Origin of the sequence: Solibacillus sp. CAU 1738 (assembly GCF_039888725.1) — a bacterium.
In the GTDB taxonomy this organism is placed as follows: Bacteria; Bacillota; Bacilli; order Bacillales_A; family Planococcaceae; genus Metasolibacillus.
The window spans coordinates 316,605-332,467 of sequence record NZ_JBDQQN010000002.1 but is presented as its reverse complement, the minus strand read 5'-3'; the positions used below and the strand labels follow the sequence as shown (position 1 = coordinate 332,467).

The following is a 15,863-nucleotide window of genomic DNA, read 5'->3' as shown; positions in this document are numbered from 1 at the left end:
GTAAAAGGTTCAAATTCAAATGTTGGGGTGTAGTGAATAATTTCACTGCACTCTTTCTTGCGAAAGAGGTTGATTTCCGCTCCGGGCAGCGCCTGGAACGGAAATCAACGGTTTGAGATGTAGTTGACTAAGTCAACTACATCTTTTTTTATGATTTCATGAAATTAGCGCTAAGAAGCATCAGGAAAGAAATAGCTATCGTACATATTACCCATGTCCAAGCTAGTGCCATATTACCTGCATCAAGTGCCATATAAATTGCAAGTGGCGTTGTTTGCGTTTTACCTGGAATATTTCCAGCAAACATTAAGGTAGCACCAAATTCACCTAAGGCACGTGTAAAGCTTAATATACTGCCTGATACAAGCGCCTTTGATGCAAGCGGAATAGACATGGAAAAAAAGACTTGCCACTCTTTAGCTCCATCAACACGCGCGGCATTTTCAATATCCGGATCAATAGTAGAAAACCCGGTTTTAGCCGATTGATACATCAAAGGAAAGGCGACTACGGTTGAGGCGATGACGGCCGCCCACCATGTAAACATAATTGGTTGATCAAAAAGCCAATATATTAAATCTCCTAACACGCTATTTTTCCCGAAAATAACAATAAGTAGAAAGCCTAAAACGGTAGGAGGTAATACTAGTGGCAGGAGCAAAACCGTTTCAAGTAGTAATTTCCCTTTGAAATGGTGTGTTGCCATCCATTTGCCTATCAAAATGCCTGCAATTATAGCAATAATTCCAGCGACAAAGGCAACCTCAATAGAAAGTAAAAGTGGAGACCAGAAATCGGTGCCCATTTTATTGCGCTCCTTTAAACCCATACTTTATAAATATATTCATAGCTTCGTCACTTTGTATAAAGTAATAAAAATCTTCTGCCTCTTTTGCGTATTTACTATTTTTAATAATACCAACTGGGTAAATGATTGGTGTATGTGTATCATCATCCGCAGTGGAAATGACTTCAACTTTTTCTGATGAAAGTGCGTCGGTTTGATAAACGATACCAGCATCAACATTCTCTGTTTCTGTATATGTGAGCACTTGACGTACGTCTTTTGTGTACACTACTTTGGATTTTATGTCCTCCCATAGCTGTAAAGCATTTAAAGTTTCAACACTATATTTCCCTGCTGGAACTGATTCTGGTGTACCGAGCGCAATTTTTTCTGCTTTTTTTAAGTCTTCAAAAGATAGGATTTGTTTCGTGTTGTTTTTCGGAACGATTAGTACTAATTCATTTGTTAAAAGATCTGTACTTTGTGTTTGATCAATGATTCCTTTTTCGACGAGCGTATCGAATTTATCTTCTGCTGCGGAAAAGAAAAGATCGACAGGAGCACCTTGTGAAATTTGTTGTTGTAATGCACCTGAGCCGCCAAAGTTATAGAGAATTTTTATATTATTGTGCTCTTTTTCATAAGTTGCTTTTAATTCTTCTAAGGCATCCTGTAAACTAGCTGCTGCAGAAATTGTTAATTCAACTGGTTGATTTACTTCCTTAACCTTATCCTCGCTACTACATGCAGTTAAAATGCTAATAAGTAGTAACAGTGTAGCGAATAAACTACTAAATTTTTTCACTTTGATTGCACTCCTTTAATAACCGATAATAACAAGACATAACTAATTAAAATAAGTTGTGAATATAAATAAAATACTTATCCGAGTAAATTTTCAAGTTTATTAGGGGATATTAATATCTTATTGAATATGATTTTACAGGAAAAAGAAAAGTCTAATTAAAAAAGTTTTGCTTGTACATGCATCTTTATTCAAGCGTTTTTAGCATCTCTCGTCTCATCATAACGTCTAAATGATACTTCAACATTGCTTTTTTTAACTGATTTTCATTATATTTTAACATACTTAGCGGCTCATGAGACTAAACTGAATACGGTGTTTGAACAGAGTGTGCATCATCAATAACATTAATCGGTCTTATCATGTCATGGTCTTCATGTTTTATGTAATAAAAGCATGGGTCTATTAGAAGATTATAAGTTAAGAATTTACGTATAATGTGAGTAGCTAATACTTGTTTAATGACATACAAAAAGAACCCATTTTGAAAATTACGCAGTTCAAAATGGGGTGTTCTCTTGTTAATTATTCATCAAGTAACTTCTTCAATTGCTATTGCCATGATTCTCTTCTGAAGCGAGTGCATCTGTTTTTGTAACATGTACAGTACCAAATGGATGGTTAGGAGGAGCATAGATTGAGTATAGCTTTAGCGGAATATTCCCGGTATTCGTTACATTATGCCATGTTCCAGCAGGGATTATAATTGCAGAGTCATCGCAAACAAATCTTTCGAAATTTAAATTCTCTTTACTTTTACCCATTTGAACGATCCCTTGCCCTTGTTCAATACGTAAGAATTGATCAACATCAGGATGTATTTCTAGACCGATATCTTCCCCAACATTAAGACTCATTAAAGTTACTTGCAAATGTGTTCCAGTCCATAAAGAAGTACGATACGTATTGTTTTGCTTCGCTGCTGCATTGATATTAACGACATATGGTTTCGGTCCATGATCTGTTAATAAATTACTTCCATTCCCATAAAAAGAGTCCCAACAATCAAATCTGTTTGCATATTGCATCTCATTAGGAAAAGTCCTGTATTCAGGCTGTATTCCATAGTTGTACATTGGCATATTAACATAATAAGGAACATAGTACATTTTTCTTAACCCCCTTATAGATTATAAAAATACCCTATGCCAATTATTTTTCTGAGTGAACGTAAATTTAAGATGACATATATTCTCAACAAATTAATTATCTATATTTTTATCTTCTACTTGAAGGTTTTCATTGCTAAGCGAATCATCCTCGTTAACCTCTTTGTTAGCTTGTAATAATGCGCTTGGTGGCTCATGTGGTTCGCCCGAATGCGGTGTTTGAACTGGATGCGCATCACTAATTACACGGATCGGTCTCATCATGTCATGGTCTTCATGTTCTAGGAAGTGGCAATGCCAAATGTAATTACCTGTAAACTCCTTCCAGTGCATAATGATTTTCGTTACCATGCCAGCGTCCGTTTTCACAACATCTTTCCAGCCCCGTTCATAATCCCGAGGTTCTATAGGATCTCCGGTATATTCAAGGACGCCTTCATTTTGATAACGCTCAACATTAAACGGTCTTCGTTCTAATATTTTAAATTGTACTAAATGCACGTGGATTGGGTGAATAAATGGTGTGGTGTTAATAATATTCCATATTTCGATACTATCTAAAGAAGGCTTTTCAGTTGTTGGGTCGTGATACATACGGTCGTTTAATAGCAGCATTGGTCTTCCATACTGATCCTGTGTAAACGATAATGGCAAGTCTCGAGTTATATGTGCATGGTGCTCATGAAGGTCCATTGCAGGATATAGTTCGTCTGGGATATCTGGACTATCACATCCATTTAACGAAAGGTCTACTCTAAATTGCATTATTACCTTTGTGTGTTCATCAGGGAACTCTTCGTCTGTATTCAACAGCGTAATGACTTCACCTTTTAATTTAGAGAAATCAATGACAATATCTGTTCTTTCAGCAGGGAGTAAGCCAATAGAAGCTATATCGGCACGATTCGATAGTAAGCCCCCATCTGTTCCAATTTGGATGAAAGGTTGATTGTTAGAAAGCTTTAATACATAGCCTCTTCTGTTTGAAGCATTGACAATTCGGAACCTGTATTTTCTAGGTTCTACTCGCATATAAGGCCATACTTTACCATTAACGAGTATTGTATTGCCTACAACTCCTGGCGTGATGGACGGATGAACAGGTACAGGGAATGGCGGAGCATTAGGGTAGAAAATAGAACCATCTTCATTAAACAACTTATCTTGAATCATTAAAGGCATTTCATATGGACCACTTGGAAGCTGTAATCTTTCCTCGAGGGTATCTCTAAGCAAATAAAAACCTGCAAGTCCTGCATAGACATTTAAACGTGTTAATGCCATCGCATGGTCATGATACCATAGCGTTGCGCTCGGTTGATGGTTTGTATAGTGGTGCACTTGCCGTCTGAATTTTGGCCCCGTAAATGTATAGTTTTTTGTATACCATGCCTCAGGATGTCCATCACTTTCCCAGTCCACATGTGCGCCATGAAGATGAACTACTGAGCGAACTTCTTCTGAATCAATAGCGCTATGCAATGTATGATCAATTGGTAAAAAATGTTTTGTCGGTAGATTGTTAATATATTTTAAGTAAGAAGATTTGTCTTTTACGGCTTCAATAGTAGGACCGGGCACAATGCCGTTATAGCCCCACACTTTGGATAGGGGAAAATGTCGGTGAAATCGATGGTATGCTGCCTCCATTTTTAATTCAAAATACGAGTTTTTTGGATAGTCCTCATGTGGTACTGGCCTAGCAATCGGTGGTTTCGGTAATTTGTCAACAAACTTTGGTATAGAAGCTGGATTTGCTGGATTAACAATCGGCTTCAAATAAGCACAACCTTTCTTAATAAATTCAACCTATTATATTCATAAATTAATATTTGGTTTAGCTTTATTAAGTCATGTACGCAGGATTGTTGCTTATAGAGTCCGTATTGGTAATAAGGTCAATAGAATCGAAAATAAGGTCAATAGAATTCAAAAGTCCTTTAAATATGAAAACAAAAGGTAATTTGACCTTGTAGAAAATGCGTATTACTCTAATCATAACAATATAGTGTACTAAGCAACGGTAGCTAATTTTCTAAAGAGTTCAATCCTTTTAGGTTGGACTGCTCATTTAGTAGCTGCTGGCTCGCAAAAAGGAAGTTCTATTAAACGAAACTCAGGAGGTACGGGACATGAATGAACAACTTGTAGGGAAGTGGGCAGGGAATATTGAAATACCGAATGTATCACTGCCAATTATAGTGGATTTGCAAAAAAAGAGCGGAACATTATCCGTGCCAGTACAAGGATTGCATGATTATCCTTTTAATAACATTACGTACGATGGTGACAAAGTGAGCATTCAAATTGAGTTAAATGGTGCTCAAATTGAAATAGACGGAGCACTAAACGATGAACAAATCGATGCAACCTTTAAGCAAAACGGTGGGGTTTTCCCGATTCGTTTGAAAAAACATGTGGAAGAGCCAGTCACTTATGAAACAATCACAGTACCTGTTGAACATGGCGATTTAAAGATAGCGGTTCAAAAGTCGAGCAAACACCCATCGCCAGTAGCACTTATTCTTGCAGGCTCGGGTCCAACGAATAAGGACGGTAATTCTGCTATCGCGGGCAAAAACGACAGCTTAAAAATGTTAGCAGAAGGGTTAGCAAATGAAGGAATTGCAACCGTTCGATACGATAAGCGCGGTATCGGGGAAAATATGATGCTTGTCACAGCGGAAGAGGAACTCAGCTTGGAACAATATGTAGATGATGCAGTTCGAGTAATTGAAACACTAAAAGTAGATAGTGCATATACAAGTGTTCATATAATCGGTCATAGCGAGGGCTCACTTATTGGTATGCTCGCAGCTAAGCAAACACAAATAAATTCCTTCATATCCTTAGCTGGTGCAGGAAGAGCGGCAGACGAAATATTGCTAGAACAATTAGAAGGGCAGTTACCGCCAACACTGAAAGAAGAAACAACAACGATTCTCGCATCACTAAAAAAAGGGGAGCGAGTTGAAAATGCGTCGCCTGAATTACAAGCATTATTTAGATCTTCTGTCCAGCCATATATGATTTCGTGGTTAAAATATAATCCAGCACATATCATTGAAACGTTGGAAATCCCAACACTTATTATTCAAGGTACAACGGATATTCAAATTAACGCAGCAGATGCGGAAGCTTTAAAGAATGCCAATACAAACGCTACCCTCTTATATGTAGAAGGTATGAACCATATATTAAAAAATGCACCGGCAGAACGCACTGCAAATATAGCGACATATACAGATCCATCACTACCACTGCATGAAGAATTACTGCCAGCGATAAGCACGTTTATTTTGGAGTGAAAATACAATCTATTACACAAAAATAAAAATACTAGGTGATTCAGTGAATACAAAGGAACAGGAATTAATTCAAATTATTCAAAACGACAATTGGATGATGGAAATATTGACTACTGTAGAACGACTCCAGTTAAATGATTGCTGGGTATGTGCTGGCTTCATTCGAAATAAAGTATGGGATGTAGTACATCACTTTAGAACATCGACACCATTAAATGATATTGATGTTATATATTTTGACCTACAAGACATAACAGTAAATCAAGAAAGAATAATAGAAAAAAGACTATTAGAAATGATGCCGAATGAGCCTTGGTCTGTTAAAAACCAAGCAAGAATGCACGTGAAAAATAAGACAAATCCCTATATATCTTCATATGATGGAGTCGCGCATTTTCCAGAAATGCCTACAGCAATAGGGGCAAGAAAGGTTAAAGGAGAAATTGAAATATTAGCCCCGTATGGTACGGATATTGTTTTTTCTAAAATAGTGAAGCCGACCCCTTTTTATGATATAAATACTTCTTTGTATAGCAAATATGTAGAACGAGTGAATAACAAAAAATGGGATACTATTTGGACAGATTTAATCATTCAAATGTAGTTAATGAGATGTAGCAAAGGAGCAAACCATGCACATAATAAAAATTACAGAAGCAAAGAGAAATAATGTAATAACATTTTTCGAGGAGCATTGGGGTAGCACTGAAATGGTTATTTCCAGTGGAATATATCCATGTAATGAGCTAGATGGATTTTATTACGAAAATGAAAGTGGTCAAATTGTTGGGCTTATTACGTATATCATCCGCGACAACGAATGTGAAATTATTTCATTGGATAGCATTGTAGAAGGGCAAGGAATTGGTACAAAGCTTGTGGCGCAAGTAGAACAATTTGCTAAGAATAGTAGTTGTAATTTAATATCGCTTATTACAACTAATGATAATTTACATGCGCTCAAATTTTATCAGAAACGTTATTATCGTATCGTCAATGTCATTCCAAACGCGGTTCAAGTAGCAAGAAAAATAAAACCTACTATCCCGCTTATCGGAAATGATGGTATCCCTTTAAATGATGAACTGAAATTACTCAAATATTTATAAAAATAGGGTGAGTTACTTTGATGAAAAAGTAATTCACCCTTAAAAGCATTTTTTACCGTAATTTGAATCATATTCGATTTGAATTCTAGCCGCTCTTTTAACTCATTTTGTACATATGTATAGGCGACTTTAAATAAATCGTCCACATATTTGCTTGCAATAGCATCGAAATCCACCATTATTATCCACCACCTTATCAATTAGACGAGGGAACGTTTCATAGCGTTTCAATATAGGATAGATATTTTGGAATATCCGATAATGCTTTTAAGTATAAATAGTTTAGTAAATGAAGCTTAAGTTAATGTAAAAAAAGAGTAATACTATTATTTTATAGAAAATATGGCTCTATTCTAGTATTCCAAAATAGTAATTTTATGAATATAATTAGTGTGCCGGTAATATATGGACATAATTCGTATTACCGGTAACTGTAATAAAAGGTTATATAATTCTCAGTTCTGGAGGTACTTATGAATATTATTGAAGCTTTATCGGTTTCTTCACCTTATATGCACATGGCATTAAAGGAAGAAGCTATTGTAGCGGTAGTAGAGAAAGAAACGGAAACAATTATCGCTTATATACCAGGAAAGCGGATAGATGTTGGTTATCAAGTAGGGCAAAAAATTAATGCCGATGATGCAAATATGCATACCGCATTAAATGGGAAAAACGGGTATGTTGTTATACCGAAAGAAGTATACGGAGTAGAACTTAATGCATTTTCTTTCCCGGTCAAAGAAAATGGGCGTGTTGTAGGGGCACTTGCTTTTGCCTTGCCGTTAGATAATGTAGTAAAACTTGAAAAGTATATGTCATCAATGAATGATATTATCCATAGCTTACAGGATAGAGTACATACTATTGCATCTCATTCTGAGGAACTTGCAGCAACGAGTGAGGAAATTAATAAGCAAGCTCAAAATGCCTTAGAAGATGCCGAAAAAACGAATGCGGTAACTAATTTAATTAAAAGTATTTCTAGCCAAACGAATTTACTAGGGTTAAATGCATCGATTGAGGCTGCTCGTGCAGGCCAACATGGTGCAGGCTTCAATATTGTTGCACAAGAAGTTCGTAAGCTATCCTCTCAAACGTCTACTGCAACTGGAAATATTGAATCCTCGTTACGCAATATTAATAACAATCTAGAAAATTTAAAGCAGAATATGGGTCAAATAAACGCTGCGACAAATGAACAGGCTCAGCTCGTTCAGGATTTTAGTGAAATCATTGAAGAACTTAGTGTACTTAGCCGTGAAATGAAAGAATTTATGAGCGAATCAATGAAATGATTGAGTAGCAATTCTTAATACAGCTAAATCCTTTCCCGCCTTTTATGCGAGAAAGGATTTTTATGTTGACCTAGAATATTTTCCTTCGCGCTTTATTCAAAACGTGATTGCGCGAAAGGAGATAGATTTTTATACCTCAACTGACAAAAAGATTTTTATACTACCATCAGTAGAATAGAGCTCAAAATCTGTGTTGTATGCTCTTTTTATGTCACTGTTCCAAATTTCTATCCAAGTATTTATTACGCCCTTTGGATCAGTTGTATCTACTTCAATAACATGATAGGTACCTGTAGGAATTAATACATTACTTTCATCAATAAATTTTATTTCAGTACCGATATGTAAATCATAATCTCCTGTAAAATCGCTTGAATAATTATTATAGACCGCATATATATCACCTTTTAGATCTAGACGAAGAAACTCTTCCCATAATTTTAATATCGTATCGGGGTTTTGATTGTTGGTTCTAATGCACTTTCCGTAAATATGTTTTTCTGTGAATGTTGTATTCATGTAAACTTCCTCCTACTTGTTAATAATTGAGAGTATAGCGTACATAATATGACAACAGTCTGTCAGCTTTCGTAAATAAATTTAATTTCATTCACATATTGATTTTTAAGCCAGAGAGGAGATTCTATTTTTACATGCCGGCCGAACATTAATAAAAAGGGTAATAAATTTTTATTTGTATCATAATCGAAGGTCACTTTAAGGTGTCCATCTTCCTGTAGCGATATTTCATCATCTGTAAAAAAATCATATAATTTCCCCAGTTCACTTTTTGAAAAAAGTAATACAATTTCTTCGACTTTTTCGGTTTTGATTAGTGGAATCTCGGTATCCTCTACATAGGTAATCTTTGTATTATCTGTTATAACTTCAATATTTCTGATTCTAGTCAGTTTAAATAATCTATTAGCTTTTTTCGTCTCACAAAAGGCTTCTAAATACCAACTACCATTCATGAAATTTAATTTGATAGGCTGAATGATTCGACTGGATGTACTACTTGTTTGAGAAACATAAGAAATACGCATTTGATTATCTTGTTCAATGACTGCTAGTATTTGTTGTATTTTTAATTTAGTTTCTTCCTCAATTGATTTTCTATGTAATGTAGCAGAGGCAATAGTCATATTAGAAAAATGCTCATCTTTATTTTCTTTCAAAAGTTCTATTTTATTTTGTAAAATGGAGAGATGGTTATTATCGAATAAATCATTTTTTAAGGCTAAACCTTCCAATAAAATCTTCTTTTCATCCTCGCTAAATGTAAACTTATCCAGCTGAAAACTATCAATTAAAGTAAAACCGCCATTCTTCCCTAGATAGGAAATAATAGGTATACCGACTGCGGATAAGGCGTCCATATCTCTATAAATTGTTCTTTTGCTCACTTCAAATTTTTCCGCTAATTCTTCAGCAGAAACTAGATGTTTTTTCAATAAATAAATGAGTATTGAAAACATTCTCTCGGTTTTCATGATGTGGTCTCCTTAAAGGTTATTAAAGCAATAGATTGAATGGTAACTTCTATTTTCATTAAGAACTATATCATTAAGGGCACTGAAAAAGTGGGTGTATCCAAAATGTTGAAATAGAAATTTGCTTTCTACCTAAACAACGATATTAGCATTCTGTTGATTTATTTGTAAGGCAATCGCGCTAGCACACGAGATGCAAATCTGTGTAGTACTGTCTTATACGACTCGTTTTTGCGCTTTTATGCAAGGCGCGAATTGCATAAGCATTTTCCTTCTGAACCTTTTATTCGCATTTTGTAGACTCATACTGCACGTACCGCCACCCGCCGAATAATAACAAACAATATAAAATATATACATTGAAAAATGACAATTAATTAGTTTTTCAGTGCACTCGAAATTGTATTGTTTCGTTTATATGGAAGATACTTGAAACCTAAGCGAGGGCAAATCGTATAGTTAGATAGCGTTATTTAATGGCGACTTGAAAATTTTGAGATTGGAGAGGAATTAAATGTCTATCTTATTGATAACGATTATAGCGTTTTGCGGAGTCATAGGTATCATCATATTTGTAAGTGGTTTAAAGCTTCAAGAGGAAACAAAAGGGGGTAGTCCCGAAAAGGTTATCGCTTTTCTAAAGGGTAATATAAATTCGGAAAACGTTTCATTTTCTCTCAATGCCAATAATGTAAATGTAGTACGTGTAAATGAAAATAAAAAACTCCCATTAGCAAGCACTGTGAAAATCATTATAGCGATAGAATATGCGCGGCAAGCAGCTGAGGGAATAATTGATTCCACTGAGTTAATTAGTCTCGATACTTTAGATACTTTTTACATACCGAAAACAGATGGCGGTGCTCATCCTGCATGGCTGTCTAAATTAGAAAATACTGTAGAAATCCCGTTAGAAGAAGTAGTGAAAGGAATGATTTTATATAGTTCGAATGCTAATACAGAATTTTTAATGCATAAGCTAGGGCTAGAAAATATTAATAAAATGATCGAACGTCTTGAAATAAAAAATCATGATGTACTGTTCCCAATTGCTAGCGCATTGTTTATTCCTGTTCACTTAAAGAGGGAGGGACTGACGAAGCAGCAAGTTTACGATCAGCTATTAAACATGAGTTTAGAACAGTATAGAGAAAAAGCAAATTTGATACATGAGTGCTGGTTAAAGCAACCGCTTACTGCAGCACAAAAAAGAGAGTACTACCAATATGTTGCAATGCGTTTTCAAAAAATATGGTCAGATCGTTTACCAGGATCTACTACCGCTGACTACATTAATCTTATGCAAAAGCTAAATAGTAGGCAGTTTTTAAGTGAATCTATCCACCATTATTTAGATCCAATTCTCGAGCAATCCCCACCTCAAGAGGGAATACAATATATCGGTAAAAAAGGCGGGTCCACTTCATTTGTGTTGACGATGGCGATGTATGCCAAAGATAATGAAGGGAATACAACAGAACTTGCACTTTTCGCTAATGAATTAACCTTTATCCAACAGCAAAAATTAGCAAATAACATCGGTGAATTTCAATTGAAATTGTTACAGGATAAAGCATTTAAACAGCATGTGATGAACGAAATAAGTTGAAAATGTTTTGTATGGAATGCAATCACCCTAAATACAGATTTGAATGGTTTTTTGATAATAATCGCAAATAAATTTAAAAAACTATACAGAGGTGAGATTTTGATGGAATTATGGTGGACAACAAGTTTGATATGGTTAGTATTGTTTGGTGCTACTGCAATATTTATTGGAGTTAGAAAAGTAGATGGTTCTGGAGTGGAGCAAACGCCTGAACTAAGATTAGTTGCATTAATTATATTAGGGGTGGCTTTTGTTTTTATTTTATTATGTCAATTGGTATTTCTATATTTCGTAAGAAAAAGGAAATCAGTTTCAGCTCATTAAAAATGATTTGAATTTTTTTGAAGATGTTTTAACGCCAAGAGGTAATTTTTCGCTGAAAGGATTAGTAAAAATCCTTTCAGCTTTTTTTATGGAAAAAATTGTTGTAAAACATTTTCGGTTTGTGTATATTGTATATAAAGTGTATATACAATATTCAAGCGAGTGAGGTTTTTGCATGCAAATTTTAATTTCGAATAATTCGAAAGAGCCCATTTACGAGCAAATTTATGCTCAAATTAAAAAACATATTTTGACGAATGAAATTCAAGCAGGACATTCTCTACCTTCGATGCGTCAATTAGCTAAGGAATTGGACATAAGTGTGATTACGACAAAGCGTGCTTATGAAGAATTAGAGAAGAATGGATTCATTTATTCGGTCGTTGGGAAAGGCTCTTTTGTATCTGAGCAAAATAATGAAATGATTAAAGAAAGAAAAATGAAAGTCATTGAAGAGCAATTGATAACTGCCATTCAAAATAGTAAAGAAATTGGCATCACTCTTACAGAATTAAAGGAATTGCTTACATTGTTATATAGGGAGGAAACTTAATGGAAAACGTAATTGAATTACAACATGTTCAAAAATCATTTGATGGGTTTCAACTAAAGGACCTTTCATTGTCTGTTAAAAAAGGATTCGTAACTGGGTTTATTGGTGGAAATGGAGTAGGAAAGTCAACGACAATTAAACTCATAATGAATTTATTGCAACCGGAAAGCGGGACCGTTTCAATATTCGGTTTGAATTATAAGGAGCATGAAAAAGAAATAAAACAGCGAATTGGATTTGTATTCGACGAAAATGTTTTTTATGAAAATTTAACATTAGCAGAAATGAAAAAAATTATAAAACCATCCTATAAAAATTGGGATGACAATCTATTCGCTCAATTTGTTAAAACATTTGAACTGCCACTAAATAAAAAGATAAAGTCATTTTCAAAAGGCATGATGATGAAAGCCTCATTAACAATAGCTTTATCGCATCACGCAGAATTAATTATTATGGATGAACCAACGTCAGGACTGGACCCGATTTTTCGTAGGGAGCTGTTAGATATACTTCATAATCTAATGCAAGATGGAGAGAAAACAATCTTCTTTTCTACTCATATAACAACGGATTTAGACCGTATTGCAGATTATATTACTTTTATTCATAAAGGGGAGCATATGTTTACGAAGGAATTTTATAAAATTGAAGAAGAGTTTGCCATTGTAAAAGGCGGAATTGAGTTATTAGATCGGGACACGGAACAAGAATTCGTATCCATTCGGAAATCTAATCATGGTTTTGAGGCTTTAACAGCTAATAAAGGACGCATAGAAAATATTTTTGGAGAAATGGTTTTGGTTGAGAAGCCAACTTTGGAAGATATTATGTTCTATACAAAGAAAGGGGCTGAGCAGTATGTTTAATTTAATACGCAAAGATATCATGTTGCAAAAAACAACGTTAATGACTATGTTACCGCTATTAATATTATTATTAACTTTAGAACGTTCATTCATTTATATAGGTTTATTATTTAGTATGGCAATCATTATGAATGCTTTTGCGAGTGATGAAAAGTCTTCAATTAATACGCTACTAAATTCTCTGCCGTATACAAGAAAAGAAATTGTCAGTTCAAAATACATTGGTGCATTATTTTTCGTTTTAACAATCGTTTTAACAATTTTTACTGGGAATTTGATTATTAATAGAGAAATTACGATGTGGAAAGAACTAGGCTTAATAATTTGTCTTGTAATGATTTTTATTTCGTTTATGTTTCCGTTTTCTTATAAATTCAAAAGTCAATATTTGTTAACCGCTGTTATTGTTTCATTTGTTATTTATTTGCTTATTGTTAATTTATTCATCAATAATTTGAACGATAAAATTAGAGAACTTGTAGGAATATTATTAACTTTACAAAGTTCTCAATTATACTTGTTAATTGCATTTTCGGTTATTGCTCTCTATGTTTGTTCATGGCTGCTGTCAATTCGTATTTATAGTAAAAAAGTGTTTTAGCGGGATTCTTAAGAGATTCAGCAACATGTTGGGAGTTAATTGTGAAATTTACTGAGCTTGGCATGATGTAATTTAATTCATTGTATAAAGACGTCAGACATTATTCATTTTGTCTGGCGCTTTTTTTTTTTTGAGAAGCTGGTAAATATCTAATTACAATATTTAGTAATGTTATAATGAAGTGGAAATGTAAAAATGGGAGGATACAGATGAAGAATCTCAGTATTCGCTATGTTAGTTTATTCGTATTAATAGCCACAATACTTGTACATACATATAACTCGGCAGGGCCTATTACATATGCTTTCTTCATATCAGCACTTATTTTAAGTTTGTATTTCATTACACCACTGTTGAAGAAGACACGAATTATTAGTTATTCATTCATTGCTCTCATGCTTTTTGGTAGCGTTTTTGCCTCACTGGACATTATGTATTTATTACTGCTAATTGCTTTTTTTATGATTGAAGGCTCCTTTTTACTCAACTCGAAATCGTTTTATGTTTTTATAATGATCATTATCTTATCTAGCTTTTTATTTGTTTTGTTCCAATTGATGCCATTGTACGGGCTACTCATATTGATTGCTCTTTCGGTGTGTACTTTGTTCATGCGTTATTACATTAACTTGTATAGAGAAAAAAGTGTTTTATATGAAAACATATTAGGACAGTTTCGTTCTTTAAAACGTTTGGCTGTGGAGCAGGAGCAGCTAGTGCGAGCTGAAGAACGTACTAAAATTGCCCGGGATATGCATGATTCAGTCGGGCATAATTTAACTGCTTTACTAATGCGTGTTGAAATGTTGTCCATTCAAAACGAGAATGAAGCACTCGATGAAATAAAAAAGATAGCGCGTAAAAGTCTAGATGAAACGAGGTATGCAGTTCGGCAGTTAAAATCGAGTGAAACGTATGGTATTCAATCTGTGTTGCAATTAATCCGTAAGCTTGAAATGGAAAGCCGTTTGCATATTCGCTTTACTATCGAAAAAGGAATTTTGTCATTACCAATTTCAAATAAGCAAAGTGTTGTGTTGTATCGAGTGTTACAGGAATGTTTAACCAATGCGATGAAATATAGTGATTCGAAGGAAGTCGATATTATTTTAAGTCAAGATTCGTTACAAAATGTCAGTTTTATAGTTAAAAACAAATCTATTGCACTTACACCAATTATTCATGGTTTTGGGCTGAAAAATATGAGTGAGAGAGTACATGAAATTGGCGGAGAACTTCGCGTCTATAAAACCGGGCAACAATTTATTGTAGAAGGATCATTTCCAATGAAGGAGAGAGCTTAAATGACAAAGCGCATTATACTTGTTGAAGATCAGCTGATTGTCCGAAATGGTTTAAAAATGATAATTGAACAAGACGAGACGCTACAAATTGTAGCTGAGGCAAGTAATGGCAAGGAAGCATTACAATTGCTAGATAAAGTGCAAGTGGATCTCGTTGTAATGGATATTCGTATGCCTGAAATGAACGGGATTGAGGCGACAAAACATATACGAAATCGCTTTCCAACTATGAAAATACTCATTTTAACGACTTTTGATGATGAAGAATATGCGTATCAAACATTAAAAGACGGGGCAAGTGGCTTCCTTGTAAAATCTTCAGAACCACAAAAGCTTATTGCGAGTATTCATAGTGTACTTGTCGGGGGAATGGTTATTCAAGAAGATGTAGCTGCTAAATTAATGCCCAAACTTTTACATCATACGGCTCCTAGTACGCCAATCGAACAACTGCCTGCACTTACAAATCGTGAGCTAGACATTATGAAGCTAGTAGGGGAAGGAAATACGAATAAAGAAATTGCCGAGACATTATTTTTATCTATTGGCACTGTGAAAAATCATATTACACATATTTTAAATGAGCTGGAATTAAGGGATCGGACGCAGCTCGCTATTTATGCAGTGAGGAATGGGATTGTTTAACTTGCTTCAGCAGAAGATGAAATGACCTCAGTCACTTTATTTAGTGACG

At 34.6% G+C, this 15,863-nt stretch carries 17 protein-coding genes; 11 read left to right on the top strand and 6 right to left on the bottom strand.

Annotated features, from left to right (window positions below):
* Positions 1 to 148: 148 nt before the first annotated feature.
* From modB to AAFN87_RS06690, 4 genes are all read right to left on the bottom strand, one after another.
* Positions 149 to 805, bottom strand: a complete 657-nt coding sequence (modB, locus tag AAFN87_RS06705; RefSeq protein WP_347790270.1) for a molybdate ABC transporter permease subunit — start codon at positions 803 to 805, stop codon at positions 149 to 151.
* Between the two features lies 1 nt (position 806).
* Positions 807 to 1,592: a molybdate ABC transporter substrate-binding protein gene (gene modA / locus AAFN87_RS06700; RefSeq protein ID WP_481886454.1), complete on the bottom strand. Its 786-nt coding sequence runs from the start codon at positions 1,590 to 1,592 to the stop codon at positions 807 to 809.
* 545 nt (positions 1,593 to 2,137) lie between these two features.
* Complete coding sequence (locus tag AAFN87_RS06695; protein ID WP_347790269.1) at positions 2,138 to 2,701, bottom strand: cupin domain-containing protein; 564 nt, start codon at positions 2,699 to 2,701, stop codon at positions 2,138 to 2,140.
* A gap of 93 nt (positions 2,702 to 2,794) precedes the next feature.
* A complete protein-coding gene (locus AAFN87_RS06690; RefSeq protein ID WP_347790268.1) occupies positions 2,795 to 4,480 on the bottom strand; it encodes a multicopper oxidase family protein in 1,686 nt (561 codons plus the stop codon).
* A gap of 353 nt (positions 4,481 to 4,833) precedes the next feature.
* On the opposite strand from AAFN87_RS06690, the gene AAFN87_RS06685 reads away from it, so the two are divergent.
* The 4 genes from AAFN87_RS06685 to AAFN87_RS06670 all read left to right on the top strand — a co-directional run bounded on the left by AAFN87_RS06685 (position 4,834) and on the right by AAFN87_RS06670 (position 8,416).
* Positions 4,834 to 6,009, top strand: coding sequence for an alpha/beta hydrolase (locus tag AAFN87_RS06685; protein ID WP_347790267.1), 1,176 nt, complete (start codon positions 4,834 to 4,836; stop codon positions 6,007 to 6,009).
* A gap of 43 nt (positions 6,010 to 6,052) precedes the next feature.
* A complete protein-coding gene (locus AAFN87_RS06680) occupies positions 6,053 to 6,613 on the top strand; it encodes a nucleotidyltransferase family protein (protein WP_347790266.1) in 561 nt (186 codons plus the stop codon).
* A 28-nt stretch (positions 6,614 to 6,641) separates the two neighbouring features.
* Positions 6,642 to 7,118 (top strand): GNAT family N-acetyltransferase, encoded by a 477-nt coding sequence (locus AAFN87_RS06675; RefSeq protein ID WP_347790265.1) that lies wholly within the window; start codon positions 6,642 to 6,644, stop codon positions 7,116 to 7,118.
* A 473-nt stretch (positions 7,119 to 7,591) separates the two neighbouring features.
* Positions 7,592 to 8,416, top strand: coding sequence for a methyl-accepting chemotaxis protein (locus AAFN87_RS06670; protein ID WP_347790264.1), 825 nt, complete (start codon positions 7,592 to 7,594; stop codon positions 8,414 to 8,416).
* A 129-nt stretch (positions 8,417 to 8,545) separates the two neighbouring features.
* On the opposite strand, the gene AAFN87_RS06665 is transcribed toward AAFN87_RS06670, so the two are convergent.
* Both AAFN87_RS06665 and AAFN87_RS06660 read right to left on the bottom strand, forming a co-directional pair.
* The gene (locus AAFN87_RS06665; protein WP_347790263.1) at positions 8,546 to 8,935 is read right to left on the bottom strand and encodes a GyrI-like domain-containing protein; all 390 of its coding nucleotides are present in this window, start codon (positions 8,933 to 8,935) and stop codon (positions 8,546 to 8,548) included.
* 62 nt (positions 8,936 to 8,997) lie between these two features.
* Positions 8,998 to 9,909, bottom strand: coding sequence for a helix-turn-helix transcriptional regulator (locus tag AAFN87_RS06660; protein WP_347790262.1), 912 nt, complete (start codon positions 9,907 to 9,909; stop codon positions 8,998 to 9,000).
* A gap of 514 nt (positions 9,910 to 10,423) precedes the next feature.
* Here AAFN87_RS06660 and AAFN87_RS06655 point away from each other — a divergent pair.
* The 7 genes from AAFN87_RS06655 (at position 10,424) to AAFN87_RS06625 (ending at position 15,814) form a co-directional block, all read left to right on the top strand.
* The gene (locus AAFN87_RS06655) at positions 10,424 to 11,518 is read left to right on the top strand and encodes a serine hydrolase (RefSeq protein WP_347790261.1); all 1,095 of its coding nucleotides are present in this window, start codon (positions 10,424 to 10,426) and stop codon (positions 11,516 to 11,518) included.
* Positions 11,519 to 11,620: 102 nt separating this feature from the next.
* A complete protein-coding gene (locus AAFN87_RS06650; RefSeq protein WP_347790260.1) occupies positions 11,621 to 11,842 on the top strand; it encodes a DUF3923 family protein in 222 nt (73 codons plus the stop codon).
* Positions 11,843 to 12,017: 175 nt separating this feature from the next.
* The gene (locus tag AAFN87_RS06645; protein WP_347790259.1) at positions 12,018 to 12,395 is read left to right on the top strand and encodes a GntR family transcriptional regulator; all 378 of its coding nucleotides are present in this window, start codon (positions 12,018 to 12,020) and stop codon (positions 12,393 to 12,395) included.
* Entirely contained in the window at positions 12,395 to 13,264 is an 870-nt protein-coding gene (locus tag AAFN87_RS06640; protein WP_347790258.1) for an ABC transporter ATP-binding protein, read from the top strand. The genes AAFN87_RS06645 and AAFN87_RS06640 overlap by 1 nt, the downstream gene beginning before the upstream one ends.
* Complete coding sequence (locus AAFN87_RS06635; protein WP_347790257.1) at positions 13,257 to 13,865, top strand: ABC-2 transporter permease; 609 nt, start codon at positions 13,257 to 13,259, stop codon at positions 13,863 to 13,865. The genes AAFN87_RS06640 and AAFN87_RS06635 overlap by 8 nt, the downstream gene beginning before the upstream one ends.
* A 209-nt stretch (positions 13,866 to 14,074) precedes the next feature.
* A complete protein-coding gene (locus tag AAFN87_RS06630; protein ID WP_347790256.1) occupies positions 14,075 to 15,169 on the top strand; it encodes a sensor histidine kinase in 1,095 nt (364 codons plus the stop codon).
* Complete coding sequence (locus AAFN87_RS06625) at positions 15,170 to 15,814, top strand: response regulator (RefSeq protein WP_347790255.1); 645 nt, start codon at positions 15,170 to 15,172, stop codon at positions 15,812 to 15,814.
* The last annotated feature ends 49 nt before the right edge of the window (positions 15,815 to 15,863 follow it).